This window comes from Scytonema sp. PCC 10023 (assembly GCF_963920835.1).
Taxonomy (GTDB): Bacteria; Cyanobacteriota; Cyanobacteriia; order Cyanobacteriales; family Nostocaceae; genus Kalymmatonema.
This window is the reverse complement of record NZ_CAWUDP010000009.1, coordinates 46,786-67,052: the sequence shown is the minus strand read 5'-3', so window position 1 is coordinate 67,052 and position 20,267 is coordinate 46,786. Positions and strand designations below refer to the sequence as shown.

Below are 20,267 nucleotides of genomic sequence, written 5' to 3'. Positions count from 1 at the left end.
ATATAAATTTGCACAACAAGATTCCCGACTTCTAGAAGAAGTCGGGAATCTGAGCCAATGATGCGTCCTAAGTAAAGTTGATTTGAATGTGAAATCGGAAGTCATCATGATTGCCAACAGAAAACTGGGACGCGTCGAGCAAGCTATGGAAATCTTAAATCGCTGTGCCAAAACTTGGAATGTCGTAACTATTAGTCGGATCAAGGGACCTCTAAGTGAAGAAATTCTCAAACAGGCTCTAGATCTCATCCAGCATCGTCATCCTCGTCTTAATTCTCGGATTGTCGGTTCTCTTAATAATCTCCGCTTTCAAACTGAAGGAACAGCAAAGATTGCTTTGCGTGTTGTGAACTTGGACAATTGCCAGTGGCAAGAAGTCGTTCATGAAGAACTGAACGAGGAAATTGATAGTAGCAAAAATCTACTGCGAGCAGTACTTGTTCATACCTTAAGCGAAGACCATGTTAGTTACCTGATTACAACAGTACACCACGGGGTTTCGGACGCGTTATCATGCGTCCGACTTCACTCAGAAATATTGGAGTACTGTCATAAAATTGTGTCCGGCGACCTCATGAACTCAGTTGCTAGCTTAAACGCGCTTCCACCGATTGAAGAACTACTACCCATATGGACAAAGGGTTTCAGTGGTAGGATAAGTGGCGTGCTCCTGTTTTTACGGCTTGGGTTTCAGAAAATCTGGAACCGACCGCAAACACTAGGTTTTGAAAAGTATGCACCCATTGCGAAGCGTCGTTGTGGCATCATTCATAGACAGCTTGACCCTGAGTTGACCCAACAGCTGATAAATCGTTGCAGGCAGGAAAATACCACAGTGCAGAGTGCTTTGTGCGCTGCACTGTTGTTTACAGTAGCGGGAAAAATAGCTAAAGGTCAGAGAAAAGATGTACGAGTGAGCTGCTTGTCATATTTTGATTTGAGGAAACGCCTGGAACCTGCAATCACTGATGAGCACATGGGTGTGTTAGCTTCGTCTATTTTGGGATTTCACACGATACATATCAATACATCCTTCTGGGAATTAGCTCGGGATGTGAAACAACACCTTGAAGCTGTTACCAAGCACAGCGATATCTTTAAGATGATATTGATGTCCAAGGAGTTCATCAAGTTTTTTCTCGCCGTCCCCAACGAAGTCTCTGCCACTGTATCTGTCTCCAATATTGGCAAAGTCAACATCCCCAAAGTTTACGGCTCATTTGAACTAGAAGAAATCAGCTACGCTGGCTCTAATTCTTTGTATGCAGGTATTTTCGCTACGAACGCCTCAACTTTTCAGGGAAAAATGCTGTTAAATTTTGTTTTTTCTCAGCCTTCAATCAGTCAGGATACGATGGAGACTCTTGTGAACAACGTCGTGTCCTGTATTATTGAGGTTCTCGTTTGAGTGCAATACAAATTTTGGAGACTTAAGTAACGAACAGTGGGAACGGTTAAAACCGTTACTACCACCACAAAAACCGCGAACAGCCGAATAATGACCACCGCACGGTGATTAACGGTATTCTATGGATATTAAGAACTGGAGCACCGTGGCGCGATATGCCAGAACGGTATGGTTTGTGGGAAAGTATCGCAACACGGTTTTATCGCTGGCAAAAAGCCGGAGTTTGGAATCAAATTTGGGAACATCTGCAAGCGAGCCTCCTAAAGGAGGAGCTGAGTCGCTATCGCGACACGCTGCGCGAACGCTAACGCAGACGAACAAGGAAAACTCGATTGGGAGGTTCACTACGTTGATGGAACGGTCATACGTGTCCACCAGCATTCCGCAGGTGGAAAAAAGGGGTTGGGTCTAAACGTGTAAAAATCTGCCGAGCCAGAGGAAAAATCGCCCCTAAAAGAGCGCTAGTTTGGCACCCAAAATCTTGGGTTAGGGGCATCTTACGTCAAGACGAGGCTTAGAACCAGTAACTTGTAATGAGGCTGGCAGATTTTTCCGGTTTTAATGAAACGGGCGAAGAAGACGAAAAATCACGGTAGATAGCCGTCTTTACAGAGATTTAGTTCCCCCCAGTGTAATCCTTGCTCAGTCGCCAATAGTTATGCAAAGTTGGTTTTCCTCAGGTGCGGTTTGTGACCAAATCTACAGAGTTTTGACAATTTTTCACTGGGCATCAGCGGGAGGCTTGCTCACTTGCCAATAGTGGTGGAAAGTGGGTTTTCCCCAGGTGCGGTTGATACCCACGAACGGCTTGAGGAGCATGGCAACAAACCTAGAATCATTGTTAACAGTCCCTAGGGCATAGTCGGGAAAATCTTTTGGTTGGATAGCGTAAGTGTCGGGATCGTTGCTGACTGGAACGAGTACCCAGGACTGCAAACTATTGTCGCTGCGCGGTTGCAATCTTGTGTGCCCGGAGTCACTTGTAGGTGGCTTTGGCGCTTCGAGATAGAACTTTGCCGATCCATCCGATTGTTTCTCCCAGGTCTTGATGAGGTAAGTTCCATCGGTTTGCTTCTCCAGAACCCACAGGTGTCCTTTGTTCCCTGTTGTAGTAACAGGAGGATTTTGGCTCCAGAGATGGACTCCATCGTTGTCAGTGGGGCTGTAAAGATCAGCTATTAAATAAGCACCTGTCACGTGGTGAATCAACATCCAGTTACCGGAAACATCATCTGGGCGTGGCATTGGAATTTCCTCATCGAGTGGTACTGTAATTTTGACGGTCTTGCCGCCAACGACTTCTCCATCGGCAATGACATCGAGAGAGCCGTTGAAGACCTGATCCTCGTAGGTGGCTGGTACGGTGCCAATCCAGGAAACATTAAAGCTAATTTCATGGTCTTGGTCTCTGCTGAGGGGACCGTGACCGCCGACTGGTGCGATCGCTTGCACAAAAGGTGCCGTGGCACCGCTGGCTACCAGACTGACGTTCCCTCGCGCGGTGATCTGTGCTGCCAATTCAGCAGCGATCGTCTCCACAATCGTATTTGCACTGACACCTTGGACAAGTTTGCCACCTGTGGCCTTGGCGATCCTTGTCCCTTGTCCCTCGGTGCCGCCCGGATCGCCGCAGGATCGCTGATACCCAGTAGCTTTCGTTTTCGGATCGTCGTCCAGCCCCGCCGGAGCGCCGTCGCTTCTCAAGCTGAGGGCCAGCACCTTGATTTTCTCTGCGACTAGCTTATCGGTAACCGATTTCTCGGTGATGTCGTAGGATAAATTGGAGATTTGCTTGCAGACTGCGTCGTGACCGGCGGCGTCACCAAACCAGACGATGATCCGCTTGGAATCTGCACGCCAACCAATGTTGCCACCTGGTGGTTCGGCAACCTGATCAAGGGCGTAGAACTGAGCCTCTGGAACGTCCTTACCAGAAGTAGTCGTCCAGCTAGCTACTTTTTCTTGGATCGCGGCGGTGTCGGCACTCAGGCTATGCTGGTGCGCGAAGGCGTAGGGATGTTCGCCAGTAACCGGAGCCGGAAAGTCTTTGTATTCGCCAACCCCGAACCAGACATCGGCACCTAGCTCTCCGATTTGGGTTAGGACATCCGAGATCCCATTTTTCACGGCGTCGATCGCCGTCCTCATGCTACTGGTCGTATCTGCGAGAAAATAAACATCCACTTTGGGGACTACCCCAGATTTTGGGATAGTGACTTTCACCACTTCGGCGAACGTTTGATCTATGGATAAGGTCAGATCGTTTGTTGCAGGTGAAACCTGAATCGGAATACTCATTAACTTGAACAACTCCTTTGATCAAAAAGTTTTGCCTTCAAAAGGCATAATTCCCAAAGGTGTGATCAGCTGCATCCTATAAGGGAAGGGGGAGAGTCAAAGCCTCTCCCCTTCTAGGGGACAGGAATGGAAGCGAGGTCTTAGGGACTTCCAAATAAAAAAGTATCCAAAAATCTCTTGTGGAACAGGCCAGAAAGCCCGTTCAAATCAAGGGCGGGCACCCGACGCCCAACGCCAGTCGCCTGCGGAGGAGACAGTACTGAAGGCGGAGAGAAGTTGCAAGGAGGAGCCAGCGCTATGCAGGAGGGTTTCCCGACAGCCAGGCGACTGGTGAGTCCAGTCAGTCATCGGCGGGTTTCCCGCCGTAGGGAACTGGCTCTCCCGTTGGGCGTTGGTTTCCCTCCGGGCAAACTTCGGGGTCTCCCGCCGTAGGTAACTGTCGTTGGAAACCCTCCCGCAGCGCTTGCTCTCCCACAAGACAAGATGAATAATTTATTTCTTGGAAATCCCTTAGGTTTAAGTAGATAGGTAGGAATAAACCGAACTATGTTAAGAAATGTAAAAGCCTCTAAAACCCCGGCCTTAGACTAATGACTGCCTTGACGAGTTAACTTTATTTGTACCGACCTACTTAATTAGGTTGACCTACTTACTCTAATTTTTATCCAGTGATAGAACTCACAATTGCATAACTAAATGATTAAAATCTAGTTAAATAAAATACAATTTAAAAATCTATGTCTTTAGGTAGATAACACTTAAGTTTTCACGGAATTAGGACTTACGCAACTGGCACAGCGCGATCGCACTCCCTAACTGCCGAGTTTTCATATATAAATCCCCATGAAAAAATCGGCATCGAGCGAATCGACCCCAGACTTAATTTTAGTCATTAGTCATTAGTCATCAGTCAAATACTTTTGGCTTCTAGAACATATCAGCAGGGTCAGCAGCTTGAAGTTTGCGGGTGGCGATCGCTCCGGAAATGAGACACATAACGATGGTCAGCACCAGCACCAACAAGGCTCGTGCTAAGGTCATGTAGATCGGCAAATTTGTCGCATTTCTGGTGAGATGGTAAAGTCCCAACGGGACTACTGCTCCTGGTATGAAGCCTAGAAATGCCAAAATAACTGCTTCTTCAAAAATCACTCCTAAGAAGTAGAGATTGTGATACCCCATTGCCTTCAAGGTAGCGTACTCTTTGATGTGAGCATTCACATCAGTGGAAAGAACTTGATAAACGATAATGATGCCGACTATAAACCCCATCGACACGCCCAGACCGAAGATAAAGCCGATGGGGCTTTCTTTCTGCCAGTAGTTTTCCTCAAACTGGATAAATTCTTCATGGGTGAGAACTTTGACATCATCAGGTAAGTAGCTTCGTAATGCTATTGCGACCTGCTTCCGGTCATACCCTGGTTCAAGATAAATCATACCCAAATTAATACTGGCTGCTTGTCGTCCAGGAAAGAGCCGTAAGAAATTCTGATCGCTGGTAATCAAGTTACCATCAGCCCCAAAGGAAGTTCCTAACTTGAATAAGCCACCGAGAGTGATGGTGTGGTTTTCTATTTCGGTGGTAACAGTTTTACCTTGTTCAATTTGGGCAATTGTCTGTTTATAATCTCCTTTAGAATCATGGTCAAATAGCAAAGTATCCGGCAGCTTAATCTTATCTAACTGTTGGTTCACTTCTGGTAACTGGAAAGCTGGTTGGTCAGGATTAACCCCAATAACTTGAATTGATGTTTCGCTACGGGTTTGGGGATTTTTCCAGGTGATCATACTAAGATACAGTCCTTCTGCCGATTTCACTCCTGATATAGAAGATGCTTGGTACAGTCGCCGCCGCGAAAATGTTGACAAATTTTGCATATTACGAGCTTTGGGACTGATTAAAACAATATCTGTATGCAAAACTCTGTTGAGGCGAGTATTACTGTCATACAGTGCGTTCTGAAACCCAAGCTGCATGAATATCAGAACATCGGCAAAGGCAATACCTGACAATGCTACCAACAAACGACTTTTTTCATGATTTAGTTGCAGCCATCCTAGAGGTGTTCGTCGCTGTAACTGTTGTATGAATCCAATCATATAGCACTTCTCGTTTGGATCAAGTAATTATTTATCTGTGTTCATCTGTGTCCATCTGTGGTTCTTATTTCTTGATGTATTGCACTCAACTGATAACCGCTATATTGCAATCACTGCCTTAACCTGCAAATTGGTTAACTGAGCAGCTTTCTGGTTTGATGCTTTATCTAGTCGGACATGAACTTCAACCACTCTGGCGTCAATATTGGTACTAGGATCAGTATTAACGACACTCTGCCGACGCACCTGTAAGCCTATGCGATCGACTGTTCCTTGCAACTCATCTGGTAGACCATCGCTCGTTATCTGCACCTGCTGTCCTCGACGGACTTTACTGATATCACTTTGGTAAACTTCTGCAACTACATACATTTGACTGGTTTGCCCAATTTCAACGATGCCATTACTTGATACCACTTCACCAGCACGTGTATGTATATCCAATACTTGTCCGTTTTGAGGCGTTCGCACGTAAGCTTGTTCCAGATTTTTAGCAGCTTGATTCACTTCGGCGATCGCATCATCAACTTCTGCTTTTGCCACTTCCACATCCACTGGACGCACCTCAGCTATCTTTTCGAGTGTCGCTTGAGCCTCGCCCAGTTGTTTGCTACCAGTCGCGTTCATCCGCGCAAGAACAGCTTGAGCCTCGCTGATTTGCCTGCTACTCGTACCATCAATACGGCTAAGGACTGCTTGAGCTTCTCTGACTTCCTGTGTTGCAGTGTCTAAACTCAGGCGCTTACTGTCAAATAAAGACAGAGAAATTGCACCTTGAGAATATAACTGCTGATAGCGCTTGTATTCGGCTTGAGCATTGTTGAGTTGGGCTAAGAGTTTTCTCATGGTTGCCTGTTGCGCTATCTTGTCGCCTTCCCACTGCGCTTTCAGTCGGGCGATCGCTTCTGCTTGCGCTGTCTTGTCACCTTGCCACTGCGCCTTCAATCGCTCAACTTGAGCTTGTTGCGCGGCAATTTCACCGCGTTTTGCACCTGCTTGTACTTTCTTGAGGTTTGCTTGCTTGACTCTCACTTGTTCTTGTGCCTTCATGACAGCAGCTTGGAGCCGGTCTTTGCTATCAAGAATCGCAATCACTTGCCCTGCTATTACCTCTTGCCCCTCCTTGACTAACAATTGCTCAACTCGATTCTCTTGGCTCGATGTCGGAGCTGAAACTTTAATGATCTCTCCCTGTGGCTCTAGTCTTCCTAAAGCAACCACTTTTGTGACTTTGGGGATGCTAACCTTAGACGTTTGCGTCACACTAGATTGCTGTGATTGTAATCGCCAGAATCTGTAGGTTGTCACCCCAGCAACAATAAAAGCTGTAGCAATTGCCAGTATCATCAGTGGGCGACGGCTATGCTTCAAGGATGCAGAACCGTTAGCTGTTGCATCGCGTACATAAGGTGCCTCCTGATTCAATTGGGACATAAATAAACTATACAGTTTAGTTTGTTTATTCTAAACTAGACGGTACAGTACAATTATGTCAAGAAAGATTTTCACCCCAGTGCTTGGTGTCATACACCGGTGTTAGGAAAGGATGGTTGTGTCCCTACAGCCAACCTTATAGCTATAACCTGGTAAAAGTAGAAGAACCGAAAAATGAGAAAGACACAAACAAATAATCTAGATCGTAAGCCATCAGAAGAAAAAGTGGATGCCATTCTGGCAGGTGCAATGCAAGAGTTTCTGGCACATGGCTATGCTGCGACAACTATGGATCAGGTGACAGCAGCAGCAGGTGTGTCTAAAACAACCGTCTACAATCACTTTCAAGACAAGGAAGGACTGTTTACTGCTCTCATACAGCAATTGATTGTATCCAAGTATTACGCAGCATTTAACCCCCAAAAAGCACAATTGATGCAAGGTGAAGCATCTACAATCCTGCGCCATTTAGCGTTCTGTATGCTAGACAACTCTATAGCTGACAAACAGGTGTTAGGATTAATTCGCTTGATCGTTGGTGAGTCTGGACGTTTTCCGGAGTTAGCGCGAGCCTTTGTTCTTAACCTTGAAAAATCATTTTTGGAGGATTTGTGTCAATTCCTTGCATCTCGTACTGAACTCAACCTACCTGATCCAGAAGTCGCGGCGCGAGTGTTTGTTGGAACATTAGTACATTTCATCCTGATTCAGGAAATACTGCATGGCAATGACATTCTACCAATGGAGCGCGATCGCCTAATTGACAACTTGATTTACTTGTTAACTATTAATCAGACTATTAATCAGACTGTAAAAGATGTCAGCGCTCCTCAGTACTCAGGGACAAAGCAAAAATCTCCTCGGCGCAACCGTAACGATTCAGGTAAATTTGAGCGAGACTACGATTCTGAGCCGAAACGTTTAAGATCTATGAGACTCACAGATACAGCTTGGGAAAAATTAGCTGCGATCGCTGCTAAAAATCAACTCACCCGCAGTGAGGTGATCGAAATCATTGCTCGTGATGGTGAACTTACTTGAGGATTTGTTAATTGTATATACATGGTTAAAAGAGTGAAAAAATAAAAAACCCACAGGCTGGGTAAATGTAGTTTTACTTACCCAGCCTGTGAGCATATGAAATAACAGGAAAGTACACAAATCGAAGCATGGGAAGCTTCCTTGACGCGGCAGAGTCGCACTCAAAGGCGTCGCCTTTGAGTGCGACTTGCTCTTTGCCTTTTGCCGACTTGTGCAAGAAGTCTACTGTTATGCAGCTTATATTGCTACTGCAAACGAGGACGGGAAGTTGATTTCCCAAGCAGTACTTCCAGTTGTGGCGAGTGAGATGGACTCTGCTAAAGCAGTACCATTCATCCGCCAAATAGTACTCTCATCAGTACCGTTGTTGCGCCACAGAATATCAACTTTACCATCACCTGTAAAGTCTGCCAGCCCTTTGACTTGCCAACGAGTATCAGCAATTGGGGTGAGCGAAATAGACTCCCCAAAGGTGGTACCATCCATCTGCCAGACAGCATTATCGCCAGTCTTATAGTTGCGCCAGAGGATATCTGTTTTGCCATCACCTGTAAAGTCTGCTTGACCCGCAATATCCCAACCAGTATCTACTGCAAGTGGGGTAAGTGAGATCGACTGTTGTAGAGTCGTACCGTTCAACTGCCAAATCGAATTCTCACCAGTACGGTTATTGCGCCAAAGAATTTCGTCTTTGCCATCACCTGTAAAGTCTGCTAGACCTTTGATTTGCCAAGCAGTATCCTCGAGTGTGGGCAGCAAAGTTGATTGTTCTAAGGTAGTACCGTTCATCTGCCAGATACCATTCTCACCACTACGATTGTTGCGCCAGAGAATGTCGGCTTTACCATCACCCGTAAAGTCTGACACCCCTTCGATTCTCCAAGCAGTATCTGGGACTGCGGTCAGCAAGGTTGATTGTTGTAAGGTAGTACCATTCAATTGCCAGATGGCAGTTTCAGCAGTGGAGTAGTTGCGCCAGAGGATTTCTGGTTTGCCATCACCTGTAAAGTCTCCCTGACCTTCGATTTCCCAACGAGTATCTTGGGTTGGAGGTAACAGGATCGACTGCTGCAAAGCGGTACCGTTCATCTCCCAGACGGCAGTTTCACCATTGCTATAGTTGCGCCAGAGGATGTCTGGTCTGCCGTCGCCAGTAAAATCATTCAAGGTCACCGTGACATTGCCATTGTTGTAAGTGACTTGGGGCGGCACATTCTGGTTAGCATCGGAAGTGATGATGACCGATGTACCATTTCGGCCATTATTAGGGTCAGTAATACTTAAATTGGGGGTAATAGGTTTACGACTATCACCAATTGTGTAGTTAGTTGTCCCAGAAACGGTTGTCTGCACCATGGCTTATCCTTTGTTTGGAAAAAGTGTTTTAGGAAAGATTGGAAATGAACTGCACAGCTAGCTATACAGAACATTTATGGTGTAGATGCTACTAATAAAGAAATTATACTTGGCAAAAATCTTGTAGAAAAGAATACTTGCATGAACCAAATCAGGCTATCCTGAGATGAAATAGTGTATCAGAAATTACGCGCAAGAGGAACAAGACAAAAGTGAGTATAGTGTCAAAAATGACTTGTTTGTGTACCTTGTGTTATTTTGCCGAACAAATGTAACCAAATTATGATTAAAATAATAACTTCATAAAAACTTAATAATATTGCTTATAGTAGTCAAGTATGAAGTCTATTGTGTATGAAAAGAAAGCAAAAGTGGGAAGTACGCGGGAAGCACAAAGTATGTTTTGTGTGAAAAAAAAGCAAAAGTCTAGAGAATAAAGTATGTTTTGTAGGAAAAGAAAGCAAAAGTCTAGAGAATAAAGTATGTTTTCTAGGAAAAGAAAGCAAAAGTCTGAAGAATAAAGTATGTTTTCTAGGAAAAGAAAGCAAAAGCCTAAAATATCAAGTCCTTCATTTTTTATTCCTTATCCTTCAGACTTTATTCGTCAGTAGAAGTATTTAAAACAGTGAACAGTGAACAGCTACCTACGCAGTGACGCTTTCTCGGGCTGGTGGGGGATTTAAACCCGCCCTCCGGGTTCGCCACTTGCTCTACTTGGGGAAACCCCAAGACCGCAGTGGCTCACCACCAACGCTTATGCCTACGGCACGTCTGACGACGAACGGTGCTCTTGGTGGGGGACTGAAACATGCAAAGGATGAAACTGATAACTGATAACTGATAACTGGTAACTGTTAAAAAACTTGGTTTGCGGAACAATACCTTCGCCAATTTTGAAGAGGGGTTGTGGTAGTGAAGTGGGTGCCAAGGAATGTAAGAACTGGAGTTGAGACGCTTATTAAGGGGCGATCGCCAGCAATATTTATAATTATACAAACAGTGTTGAAGCGAGTATTTCTGTCATACAGTGCGTTCTGAAAGCCAAGCTGCATGAATATCAGAACATCGGCAAAGGCAATACCTGACAATGCTACCAACAAACGACTTTTTTCATGATTTAGTTGCAGCCATCCCAGAGGTGTTCTTCGCTGTAACTGTTGTATGAATCCAATCATATTGCAATCACTGCCTTAACCTGCAAATTGGTCAACTGAGCAGCTTTTTGGTTTGAGGCTTTATCTAGTCGGACATGAACTTCAACCACTCTGCCGTCAATATTGGTACTAGGGTCAGTGTTGACGACACTCTGCCGACGCACCTGTAAGCCTATGCGATCGACTGTTCCTTGCAACTCATCTGGTAGAGCATCGCTAGTTATCTGCACCTGCTGTCCTGGACGGACTTTACTGATATCACTTTGGTAAAAGAAATAAAAAGCCGTCCTAGAACGACGGGGCTTTAAACCCAACTTTTCGGTAAATCTCGCAGCTTCTGCAAAATCACCTTGGGCGGCTCATAGTTCACTTCCTGATACTCAATTTCTTTGTAGCGATTAATCGAAAGGTCATAACCATTGGCTTTAATCTCATCCTTCAACACAAAGAACGCCTTGCCCGTGCGGTCTGTATCCTGTTGAGGATTTCGCGCTTTCCACCGCTGCAACAAATCCGGGATATCGTTCTCTTCCACAGGTTGACGCTTATCATCCAGGGAAAGACCATCCGCCTCCATGTCGTAAAACTAAACGTAATCCGTCCCCCTGCCCCTGTCTTGGTAAAAATCAGCACCGCCCTAGATACCCCAGCATAAGGCTTAAACACCCCGGAAGGCGATCAACCTTTGACTTCATCTCACTTGTGATCATCGGTTTAACTCCAAAGGGACGCGCCCAGTGTACTTCCACAATAGTGCTGTATACAAAAACATCAATATGTTAGTTAATCCTACATTATAGAAGCTGTGTAACGCATTCCCCACGGCTAGAAGCCGGGGGCTTTTAGCAGCCCTGCTCAGTAGCGGAGTGGTTCCTGTTCAGGTTCCGCCTCACTACCTCACGAACCTCCAGGCGTGGTTACGATTCACAGAGGGTGTACTCACCCCCACGCCCCTGAAACACATTGGATTGCCGTCTGAGCAAGCAATATGTTCTACCCATTTGCGAGACAACTCGCCGTCTCTTGCCTACTGGAGAGCCGTTCCTGTCGGGTCAACAGTGCGTTTCCTATTTCGGCATATACTTATTGTCGCACGATACTGTCACCTTGCCCCGGATATTGGACGGGGATTAAAATCCCCTACGGGCTTCCTCCCCATGTCTAAAGCCAGGGGCTTCCGCCCTTCGATTTTCGGTGAAATGCTCTCATCAACGCTCGCCCTTCGTCCCAACCCAATGGTGAGAAGCGTTGTTGCACCTTAAGAAGAACTCAGTTGTCACAAACAGCGCGAAGGAATGCATCCCCATAAATAAATGCGCGGGGATTTTGTCTTCCCTCTCCAGGATAGAATAGAGCATAGCCTTTGTGCCGCCTTTTACAAACAGCCAGAAATTTAGTAGCAGATTTTACAGAATCGATTCAACAAAAATCTATGATTTCTAAAGGCAAATTGCGTCTAAACATAAAGGCTGATTGCATCTAACCTTAAGTGTGATTTTTATGGATTCCCGAATTCGCTTTTTGATGTGTGCTCCTGACCACTATGATGTAGACTATGTGATTAATCCCTGGATGGAAGGGAATATTCACAAGTCATCGCGCGATCGCGCTGTAGAACAGTGGGAACAACTGCATCACATCCTCAAAGAACACGCGATCGTTGATTTGGTATCACCCCACAAAGGTGTGCCAGATATGGTATTTACCGCCAATGCTGGCTTATTGCTGGGAAAAACCGTTGTTCTCAGTCGCTTTTTACACAAAGAGCGTCAGGCAGAGGAGCCTTATTTCAAGCAGTGGTTTGAAGACAATGGCTACACTGTCCACGAACTACCCAAAGATTTGCCGTTTGAAGGTGCAGGAGACGCACTGCTGGATCGGGAAGGACGCTGGCTTTGGGCTGGATACGGTTTCCGTACAGAATTAGATTCTCACCCCTACCTGGCAAAATGGCTGGATATCGAGGTGTTGTCTTTGCGCCTGATAGATGAGCGCTTTTACCACTTAGATACCTGCTTCTGTCCTCTCAAGGACGGCTATTTGCTGTACTATCCACCTGCTTTTGATTCCTACTCCAACCGCGTTATTGAAATGCGGGTACCAGCACACAAGCGAATTGCAATCTCAGAACCGGATGCAGTGAACTTCGCCTGTAATGCGGTGAATGTGGATCACATCGTTGTGATGAATAAGGCGAGTGAAGAACTCAAAGCACGTCTTGCAGATGCTGGTTTCCGGGTGCTGGAAACACCTTTGACCGAATTTCTCAAAGCTGGCGGTGCAGCTAAATGCTTGACGCTGCGGGTAACAGAACCAGTACGCGAAGAATTGCATGCGAATGTGTCGGTGGAGAGCCGAGTATTACGTATACAAGGACACTTGCTGGACTCCGGCTTGATTAACCGCGCTTTGGATTTGATTACTGACAACGGTGGTAGCTTCCAAGTCCTCGATTTTCAATTGGGAGAGCAGCGGCAAAGTACCTCACAAGCAGATGTCAAGGTGTCGGCTCCCTCGCATGAGGTGATGGAAAGCATCATATCGCATCTCATTGATTTGGGCGCGGTGGATTTACCTCAAGATGAGCGCGATGTCAAGCTAGAACCTGTGACTCAACCAGGCGTAGCTCCCGATGATTTCTACGTTAGTACGATTTATCCAACTGAAATCAGAATTAATGGTACATGGGTGAAAGTGCAAAATCAGCGGATGGATGGCGCTATTGCTGTCACTCAAACGCCCACAGGTATCTTAGCAAGGTGTAAAATATTACGTGATTTAGAAGTGGGTGAGTCTGTTGTTGTGGATGTACAAGGTATCCGTACCATCCGCAAAACCGAATCACGCGAACAACGGAATTCTCAAGAATTCAGCTTTATGTCATCGGGAGTTTCCAGTGAGCGACGCGTGGAACTTGTTGTTGAACAAGTGGCATGGGAATTACGTAAAATTAGGGATGCAGGCGGTAAAGTTGCTGTCACAGCAGGTCCTGTGGTGATTCATACAGGTGGCGGCGAACATCTAGCACAATTGATTCGAGAAGGATACGTACAAGCGCTTTTGGGTGGAAATGCGATCGCCGTCCATGACATCGAGCAAGCAATGATGGGGACTTCTCTCGGTGTGGACATGAAGCGCGGCGTGGCTGTACGCGGTGGACACCGCCATCACCTAAAAGTGATTAATACTATGCGTCGTTATGGTAGCATTGCCAAAGCTGTTGAAGCTGGCATCATTAAAAGTGGCGTGATGTATGAGTGCGTCAGCAACGGTGTCCCATTCTGTCTTGCTGGCTCGATTCGGGACGATGGTCCTTTACCCGATACCGAGATGGATTTGATCAAAGCACAAACCGAATACGCCAGACTGCTCAAAGGCGCGGACATGATTTTGATGTTGTCTAGTATGCTGCACTCGATTGGCGTCGGCAATATGACTCCGGCGGGAGTGAAGATGGTTTGTGTGGATATCAATCCAGCTGTGGTGACGAAGTTAAGCGACAGAGGTTCAATAGAATCAGTTGGTGTAGTGACAGATGTGGGGTTATTCTTGAGTCTGTTGATGCAGCAATTGCAGAAGTTGACAAGCCCTTATATTGGTAAAGTAGTTTAGGGATTTCTAAAAAATAAATTATCCCAGTGGGGTGGGCATCCTGCCCGCCCAGTTCATAGGACGGGCACCAATCCCCGAAGTTTAAAATAACGTAGACGCGTAGCGGTGAGGCAGCGCTGCAGGAGGGTTTCCCTCCGCAGGCGACTGCGAACCCAAAGGGCGTGCCGCAGGCTACCGCCAAAACGCCAAGAACCCAGAGTAAAGAAAGGGAGACAGAATGGAAGGAGTAGTTTTCAAAAGACAGCTACAAATTCGTTGGCTCAGTGCAATCACTGACTTTTTATTAGCAGGGATGGTCGTTGGACCGCTTGCTGCTCCTTTTTTAGCTGCATCTGGGTTACCATTGTTACCTGTAATTGCAAAGATTATTTATTTTATGGGCGCTCATGTATGCCCACAGCCCCATATGGGGGTAGAATTGGTGCCACCGTATATGATGGCTGTGTGTATGCGTTGCTACGGTACTGTCACCGGGTTGTTGATAACGCGTGTATTGTATGGAGTGACAGGTGGTAAAGGTTTTTATTGGTTAAGTCAGTATGGTTGGAGTGGTGTGGCGATCGCTACTGTATTGATGATGGCTTATCCATTAGAATTAGCCGCAGAAGTTTTGGGTTGGTGGAGTTTTCATAATCAGGTTGTAACGCTTTTTGGATTAATTACGGGTTTGGCATGGGGTTTATTTACTATGCCGATATTGCATCAGTCACGCCGTTTTTTGAATGTCAAACCACAGATGCACACAGATACACACAGATAAACTATCTGTATTCATTTGCGTACATCTGCGGTTGCAAGCATCTACATATTTTGTCTTTAAGGTCGTCAAGAGTGCAAAATTCAGGCGTTAGATAACTCTTGACTCTTGAGTACCACAACGCAAAGCTATGCAGCCTAGCACACGACGGCGGAAATAAAGCTACCATTCACTCATAGCGCGAAAAGCCCACAGAATCAGCCTTTTGACTTTTGACTTTTGACTTTTGACTTTTGACTTTTGACTTTTGACTTCCGCGCAGCGGTACTAGCCTCCTGCTGGGAAGTAAGACGGGAAACTGATGTCCCAACCTGGACTCCCAGTTGCGGGCAGTGAGATAGACTCTCCTGGGGTAGTCCCATTCATCTGCCAAATAGAACTCTCATCAGTACCACTGTTGCGCCACAAAATATCAACTACACCATCATCTGTAAAATCTGCTAGACCTTCAATTTTCCAATCAGTATCCGCAATTGGTGTAAGGTCAACAAATTGTTCAACAGTGGTACCATTCATCTGCCAAATAAGATTCTTGCCAGTACTATTGTTCCGCCAGAGGATGCCTACTTTGTCATCGCCTGTAAAGTCTGCCACACCCGCAACATCCCAAGCAGTATCCGCAATTGGACTGAGCGGGATGGACTCTTGTAGAGTCGTACCGTTCAACAACCAAATGGCATTCTCACCAGTAGTGTTGTTCCGCCAGAGAATTTCGTCATTGCCGTCACCTGTAAAATCTGCTACATTTTTGATTTCCCAAGCAGTATCCTCGACTCGCGTCAGCAAAGTTGACTGTTGTAGGGTACTACCGTTCATCTGCCAGATACCATTCTCACCAGTGCTATAGTTGCGCCAGAGGATATCTGGTCTGGCGTCGCCTGTAAAGTCCGACACCCCTTCAATTTTCCAATCAGGCTCCAAAACTGTAGGCAGAATTAAGCTTTCCTGTCCAAGTGCAAAGCTAGTACCATTCATCTGCCAAAGACCATTCTCGCCAGTCTTATAGTTCCGCCAGAGAACGTCTAGTCTGTTATCGCCTGTAAAATCTGCCTGACCTGCAATTTCCCAATTGGTATCGTTAGTTTTAGGATACGAGATGACTTGTTCTCTGGTGGTACCATTCATCTGCCATAGAGCAGTCTCATCAGTGCTAGCATTCCGCAATAAAATATCCGGTTTGCCGTCGCCACTGAAATCAGATCTAGAACTATTTGCCTGAGCATTCAAAGCAACCGTGACATTGCCTACCAGTTGTACACTCGGGTCGGTTTGTACACCACCGTACTCTATTATGTACCCGATAGGCTTATAGTTTCCATCTTCTACATTAGGGTCAAGGTCATTCCATTTACCTTGTGCAGCAGCACCATAGACGGGGTTGCCAATCACATGGGCGTGCTCTTCTAGGTTGTTTTTATCTTTTGGCTCGCCAGATAACCAGTTATTGTACTGACCTTCTACAGGGGTACCATCTTCAAATCCATTCCAAAATTGGGTTCCAGCTTCTGGTCCTGTGACCCATTGCCAGTTCCCTTCACCATTAATATTGCTCGCTCCTATCCAGCCTCTTCCTTTAGCTGCGTTTTGGACAAAGTTTTGTTCTTCAGCAGAAGTGATAGTTGCTAAGTAACCTTTGAGTCCGAAGTAGTTACGATTGGCTGCATCCCTAGCTGCTTGCGACCAGGCAAGACCTATACTAGGGATAACCTCATAGAAGTGGTTGTTTCCTGGATTTGCCAAATTCGTACCTAGAGCAAATTGAATACCACGTGTTCCCCCTGAAGGAGTGCCACTCGTATTAGTGTAGGTAACTTGACGCAGCACATCCTGGTAAGCCTCGTTGGAAGCTGTACCAGTGATTCTCAGAACTCCTGTTGTCGTGTCGTAGTTCCAGTTCAAACCATCGATACTGCCACTGGTACCACTCTGTCCATCAATAGCAAGACGGTCTTCACTCGCGTTGAAGTTAGAGGAAATTAGCGCTGATGCACCATTTAGGGTGCCTCCATCAGAGTCAGAAATACTCAAATTCGAGGCAACCTCTAGAGGTTCAGCGTTCGGCACGTAGTTGGTTGTCCCAGAAACATTCAGGCTTGGCGTAGCACCGTTAGCAGCTTGACCAACGCGACTATTGAGTGTGGAGGAATCAGTGTTAGGGGAAGAATTTGTAGAGGTTAAGGCAGAGTTAGTTGCAACCTGATTATTAAGGTCAGAAAGATCTTGTGCCACGGTTCATCCTTGTGTCAGAAGAAAGTGTTTTACGAAAAATTTGAGATGAACTACCGAGTTACCCGGAACACGTATGTTGTAGAGACTACTACAAAAGCATTTCTGTTTGTCTCAACTATCGTATAAAGTAACACTTACAGTCGGCAAAACACTCTATCTTAGGATCAGATGACGTATCAAGAATTACGTGGCATGGACACGGGATACTATGGGGTCAAGTGTCAAAAATCAATATTGTTCAATTAAGCTTTATATGTAAAAAATTCATACACGTAGGAACGCGCTGTTTGAAACACCTTTATGTAAGTTGTACAAGCAGAAAACACCTTATCCGAACTGTATTGTCTCAAAAATGACTAATTTGTCAACACAAAATTATTTATCAAAAAATCTGTCTTAAGAATGAGTGAAAAAAGAAAAAACCCACCAGTTGGGTAAATCTAGTTTTACTTAGGGAGTACCAAAAAATAAATTATCCATTATGTAGGGGGGCTGACGGCGCACGAGTGTTGAGGTTTTACATACAGGACTTGCATTGCGCCGTAACCCACCATAGTTTTCTCTTATGCAACTTACGTTGCTACCGCGAACGAGGACGGGAAGTTGACTTCCCAGGCAGTACTACCAGTTTTGGGGAGTAGAATAGACTCTTCTAAATTCGTACCATTCAGCCGCCAAATAGCAGTCTCGTCAGTACCATTGCCACTGCCGTTGCGCCAGAGGATGTCAACTTTACCATCACCTGTAAAGTCTCCTAGCCCTTTGATTTGCCAACGAGTATCAGGAACTGGGGTGAGCGAAATAGATTGTTGAAAGGTGGTACCATTCATCTGCCAGACAGCATTATCACCAGTACGATTGTTCCGCCAGAGGATATCTGTTTTGCCATCACCTGTAAAGTCTGCTTCACCCGCAACATCCCAGCCAGTATCTACTGCAAGTGGAGTGAGCGAGATCGACTGTTGTAGAGTCGTACCGTTCAACTGCCAAATAGCATTCTCACCAGTACGGTTATTGCGCCAAAGAATTTCGTCTTTGCCATCACCTGTAAAGTCTGCTAGACCTTTGATTTGCCAAGCAGTATCCTCGAGTGTGGGCAGCAAAGTTGATTGTTCTAAGGTAGTACCGTTCATCTGCCAGATACCATTCTCACCACTACGATTGTTGCGCCAGAGAATGTCGGCTTTACCATCACCCGTAAAGTCTGACACCCCTTCGATTCTCCAAGCAGTATCTGGGACTGCGGTCAGCAAGGTTGATTGTTGTAAGGTAGTACCATTCAATTGCCAGATGGCAGTTTCAGCAGTGGAGTAGTTGCGCCAGAGGATTTCTGGTTTGCCATCACCTGTAAAGTCTCCCTGACCTTCGATTTCCCAACGAGTATCTTGGGTTCGAGGTAACAGGATCGACTGCTGCAAAGTAGTACCGTTCATCTCCCAGACGGCAGTTTCATCAGTGCTATAGTTGCGCCAAAGGATATCTGGTCTGCCGTCGCCAGTAAAATCAAACTTAGAAGCATTACTTGCAGCATTCAAGGTAGCATTCAAGGTCACCGTGACATTGCCAGTAATTTGTAAAGTCGGGTCGCCTTGTAAGCCACCGTACTCTACAAGGTAACCTTGAGGCACAAAGTCTCCAGGTTGCACAACATTGGCAAGGTCGTTCCATTTACCTTGTGCGCCTTGACCAAGGTTCGGGTTGCCAATGACGTGGACGTAGTCTTCCTGGTTGTCAAGGTTGTTCGGCTCAGTAGATAACCAGTTGTTGTACTGATTGTTAACAGCACTACCAGTTGCATTTCCACTCCAAAAGGCAGTTCCAGCCTCTGGTCCTGTGAGCCAACGCCAGTCTCCTTCAGTCGTCGCATCACTACCTCCTAACCATCCGTTTCCTTGGACTTTGCCTTGGATGAAGTTTTGTTCTGTACCAGAGGTGATGGTTGCTAGGTAACCTTGGAGTCCAAAATAGTTACGTGTTCCAGCCACCTGCTGAGCATCCCCCCAACTAATACCTTGAGCCGGGACAAACTCGTAGAAGTGGTTGTTTTCTGGATTTGCAAGGTTACTACCTAGGGCGAATGCAATGCCACGCGCTGCTGCTAAGGGGGTGTTATTGGTATTGTTGTAAGTGACTTGGCGCAGCACATTCTGGTAAACATCGTTAGTAGCCGTACCAGTGAAGGACAAAACTCCTGTTGTCGTGTTGTAGTTCCAGTTAAGATTTTCGATAGTGCCACTAGTACCAGTTTGTCCGGCAATAGCGAGGCGGTCTTCACTAGGGTTGAAGTTAGAAGTGATGATGACCGATGCACCATTTAGGTTGCCATTATTAGGGTCAGTAATACTTAAATTGGGGGCAATAGCTTTGGGACTAGCACCAATTGTGTAGTTAGTTGTTTCAGAAACGGTTAGAGTCTGCACCATGGCTTATCCTTTGTTTGGAAAAAGTGTTTTAGGAAAGATTGGAGATGAACTGCACAGCTAGCTGTAGAGAACACTTATGGTGTAGATGCTACTAAGAAAGAAATTATACTTGGCAAGAATCTTGTAGAAAAGAATACTCGCAGCAATTAGGCTGTCCTGAGATGCAATAGTGTATTGGCAATTACGCGCAAGAGGAACAACACAAAAGCGAGTATAGTGTTAAAAATGACTACTTTGTGCACCTTGTGTTATTTTGCCGAAAAAATGTAACAAAATTATAATTAAAATAATAACTTTATAAAATTTTCATATTATGACTTATAAAATTTAAGATGCAAAGTATGCTTTGTATGAAAAGAAAGCAAAAGTCTGAAGTATTTAAAACAGTGAACAGTGAACAGTGAACAGTGAACAGTGACCAATGAACAGTGACCAGTGACCAATGAACAGTG

Annotated in this window: 15 protein-coding genes and 4 pseudogenes; 7 read left to right on the top strand and 12 right to left on the bottom strand. The window is 45.7% G+C overall.

From position 1 onward, the window contains the following. The first annotated feature begins 106 nt into the window (after positions 1–106). Together ACM0OZ_RS07860 and ACM0OZ_RS07855 are read left to right on the top strand one after the other, a co-directional pair. Positions 107–1,408 carry a phthiocerol/phthiodiolone dimycocerosyl transferase family protein gene (locus tag ACM0OZ_RS07860; protein ID WP_414582234.1) on the top strand — a complete coding sequence of 434 codons (1,302 nt, stop codon included), beginning with the start codon at positions 107–109 and terminating at the stop codon, positions 1,406–1,408. Continuing rightward, positions 1,392–1,636 (top strand): annotated as a pseudogene (locus tag ACM0OZ_RS07855) (transposase); the annotation flags it as partial. The gene ACM0OZ_RS07860 and the pseudogene ACM0OZ_RS07855, both read left to right, overlap by 17 nt. 492 nt (positions 1,637–2,128) lie before the next feature. On the opposite strand, the gene ACM0OZ_RS07850 reads toward ACM0OZ_RS07855, so the two are convergent. The 6 genes and pseudogenes from ACM0OZ_RS07850 to ACM0OZ_RS07825 form a co-directional block, all read right to left on the bottom strand. Further along, positions 2,129–3,127: an RICIN domain-containing protein gene (locus ACM0OZ_RS07850; RefSeq protein WP_414582321.1), complete on the bottom strand. Its 999-nt coding sequence runs from the start codon at positions 3,125–3,127 to the stop codon at positions 2,129–2,131. Between the two features lie 138 nt (positions 3,128–3,265). Beyond that, positions 3,266–3,556, bottom strand: a pseudogene (locus tag ACM0OZ_RS07845) (hypothetical protein); the annotation flags it as partial. A gap of 357 nt (positions 3,557–3,913) precedes the next feature. Then, positions 3,914–4,054, bottom strand: a complete 141-nt coding sequence (locus ACM0OZ_RS07840) for a hypothetical protein (protein ID WP_414582233.1) — start codon at positions 4,052–4,054, stop codon at positions 3,914–3,916. After that, positions 4,047–4,181, bottom strand: a complete 135-nt coding sequence (locus ACM0OZ_RS07835; RefSeq protein ID WP_414582232.1) for a hypothetical protein — start codon at positions 4,179–4,181, stop codon at positions 4,047–4,049. Before ACM0OZ_RS07835 ends, ACM0OZ_RS07840 begins: the two co-directional genes overlap by 8 nt. 452 nt (positions 4,182–4,633) lie before the next feature. Continuing rightward, entirely contained in the window at positions 4,634–5,809 is a 1,176-nt protein-coding gene (devC, locus tag ACM0OZ_RS07830; protein WP_414582231.1) for an ABC transporter permease DevC, read from the bottom strand. 99 nt (positions 5,810–5,908) lie between these two features. Continuing rightward, entirely contained in the window at positions 5,909–7,243 is a 1,335-nt protein-coding gene (locus ACM0OZ_RS07825) for an ABC exporter membrane fusion protein (protein ID WP_414582229.1), read from the bottom strand. 174 nt (positions 7,244–7,417) lie between these two features. Between ACM0OZ_RS07825 and ACM0OZ_RS07820 the strand changes: the two genes are divergently transcribed. Next, positions 7,418–8,284: a TetR/AcrR family transcriptional regulator gene (locus ACM0OZ_RS07820; protein WP_414582227.1), complete on the top strand. Its 867-nt coding sequence runs from the start codon at positions 7,418–7,420 to the stop codon at positions 8,282–8,284. Between the two features lie 237 nt (positions 8,285–8,521). On the opposite strand, the gene ACM0OZ_RS07815 is transcribed toward ACM0OZ_RS07820, so the two are convergent. Further along, positions 8,522–9,640 carry an FG-GAP repeat domain-containing protein gene (locus ACM0OZ_RS07815; protein WP_414582225.1) on the bottom strand — a complete coding sequence of 373 codons (1,119 nt, stop codon included), beginning with the start codon at positions 9,638–9,640 and terminating at the stop codon, positions 8,522–8,524. A 651-nt stretch (positions 9,641–10,291) separates the two neighbouring features. On the opposite strand from ACM0OZ_RS07815, the gene ACM0OZ_RS07810 reads away from it, so the two are divergent. Beyond that, positions 10,292–10,474, top strand: coding sequence for a hypothetical protein (locus ACM0OZ_RS07810; RefSeq protein ID WP_414582224.1), 183 nt, complete (start codon positions 10,292–10,294; stop codon positions 10,472–10,474). A gap of 169 nt (positions 10,475–10,643) precedes the next feature. Here the strand turns inward: ACM0OZ_RS07810 and ACM0OZ_RS07805 are convergent. The 3 genes and pseudogenes from ACM0OZ_RS07805 to ACM0OZ_RS07795 form a co-directional block, all read right to left on the bottom strand. Beyond that, positions 10,644–10,815 (bottom strand): annotated as a pseudogene (locus tag ACM0OZ_RS07805) (ABC transporter); the annotation flags it as partial. Continuing rightward, positions 10,812–11,063, bottom strand: a pseudogene (locus ACM0OZ_RS07800) (HlyD family secretion protein); the annotation flags it as partial. The pseudogenes ACM0OZ_RS07800 and ACM0OZ_RS07805, both read right to left, overlap by 4 nt. A gap of 35 nt (positions 11,064–11,098) precedes the next feature. Next, positions 11,099–11,371: a hypothetical protein gene (locus ACM0OZ_RS07795; protein WP_414582223.1), complete on the bottom strand. Its 273-nt coding sequence runs from the start codon at positions 11,369–11,371 to the stop codon at positions 11,099–11,101. 289 nt (positions 11,372–11,660) lie between these two features. Here ACM0OZ_RS07795 and ACM0OZ_RS07790 point away from each other — a divergent pair, with 289 nt between their 5' ends. From ACM0OZ_RS07790 to ACM0OZ_RS07780, 3 genes are all read left to right on the top strand, one after another. Then, entirely contained in the window at positions 11,661–12,056 is a 396-nt protein-coding gene (locus ACM0OZ_RS07790) for a hypothetical protein (RefSeq protein WP_414582222.1), read from the top strand. Between the two features lie 238 nt (positions 12,057–12,294). Beyond that, positions 12,295–14,406 carry a TIGR00300 family protein gene (locus ACM0OZ_RS07785; protein WP_414582220.1) on the top strand — a complete coding sequence of 704 codons (2,112 nt, stop codon included), beginning with the start codon at positions 12,295–12,297 and terminating at the stop codon, positions 14,404–14,406. A 217-nt stretch (positions 14,407–14,623) separates the two neighbouring features. Next, complete coding sequence (locus tag ACM0OZ_RS07780) at positions 14,624–15,166, top strand: DUF2085 domain-containing protein (protein WP_414582218.1); 543 nt, start codon at positions 14,624–14,626, stop codon at positions 15,164–15,166. Positions 15,167–15,430: 264 nt separating this feature from the next. Here the strand turns inward: ACM0OZ_RS07780 and ACM0OZ_RS07775 are convergent, their stop codons facing one another. Beyond that, positions 15,431–17,392, bottom strand: coding sequence for an FG-GAP-like repeat-containing protein (locus ACM0OZ_RS07775; protein WP_414582217.1), 1,962 nt, complete (start codon positions 17,390–17,392; stop codon positions 15,431–15,433). Positions 17,393–17,964: 572 nt separating this feature from the next. Next, positions 17,965–19,815 (bottom strand): FG-GAP-like repeat-containing protein, encoded by a 1,851-nt coding sequence (locus tag ACM0OZ_RS07770; RefSeq protein ID WP_414582215.1) that lies wholly within the window; start codon positions 19,813–19,815, stop codon positions 17,965–17,967. Positions 19,816–20,267 lie beyond the last annotated feature (452 nt).

What these genes read in the sequence shown, in the direction of transcription:
- ACM0OZ_RS07825 (WP_414582229.1), bottom strand. Translation starts at nt 7,243, where the DNA reads ATGTCCCAATTGAATCAGGAGGCACCTTATGTACGCGATGCAACAGCT.
- ACM0OZ_RS07795 (WP_414582223.1), bottom strand. Translation starts at nt 11,371, where the DNA reads ATGGAGGCGGATGGTCTTTCCCTGGATGATAAGCGTCAACCTGTGGAA.
- ACM0OZ_RS07815 (WP_414582225.1), bottom strand. Translation starts at nt 9,640, where the DNA reads ATGGTGCAGACAACCGTTTCTGGGACAACTAACTACACAATTGGTGAT.
- ACM0OZ_RS07820 (WP_414582227.1), top strand. Translation starts at nt 7,418, where the DNA reads ATGAGAAAGACACAAACAAATAATCTAGATCGTAAGCCATCAGAAGAA.
- ACM0OZ_RS07780 (WP_414582218.1), top strand. Translation starts at nt 14,624, where the DNA reads ATGGAAGGAGTAGTTTTCAAAAGACAGCTACAAATTCGTTGGCTCAGT.
- ACM0OZ_RS07785 (WP_414582220.1), top strand. Translation starts at nt 12,295, where the DNA reads ATGGATTCCCGAATTCGCTTTTTGATGTGTGCTCCTGACCACTATGAT.
- ACM0OZ_RS07840 (WP_414582233.1), bottom strand. Translation starts at nt 4,054, where the DNA reads ATGACTGACTGGACTCACCAGTCGCCTGGCTGTCGGGAAACCCTCCTG.
- devC (WP_414582231.1), bottom strand. Translation starts at nt 5,809, where the DNA reads ATGATTGGATTCATACAACAGTTACAGCGACGAACACCTCTAGGATGG.
- ACM0OZ_RS07770 (WP_414582215.1), bottom strand. Translation starts at nt 19,815, where the DNA reads ATGGTGCAGACTCTAACCGTTTCTGAAACAACTAACTACACAATTGGT.
- ACM0OZ_RS07860 (WP_414582234.1), top strand. Translation starts at nt 107, where the DNA reads ATGATTGCCAACAGAAAACTGGGACGCGTCGAGCAAGCTATGGAAATC.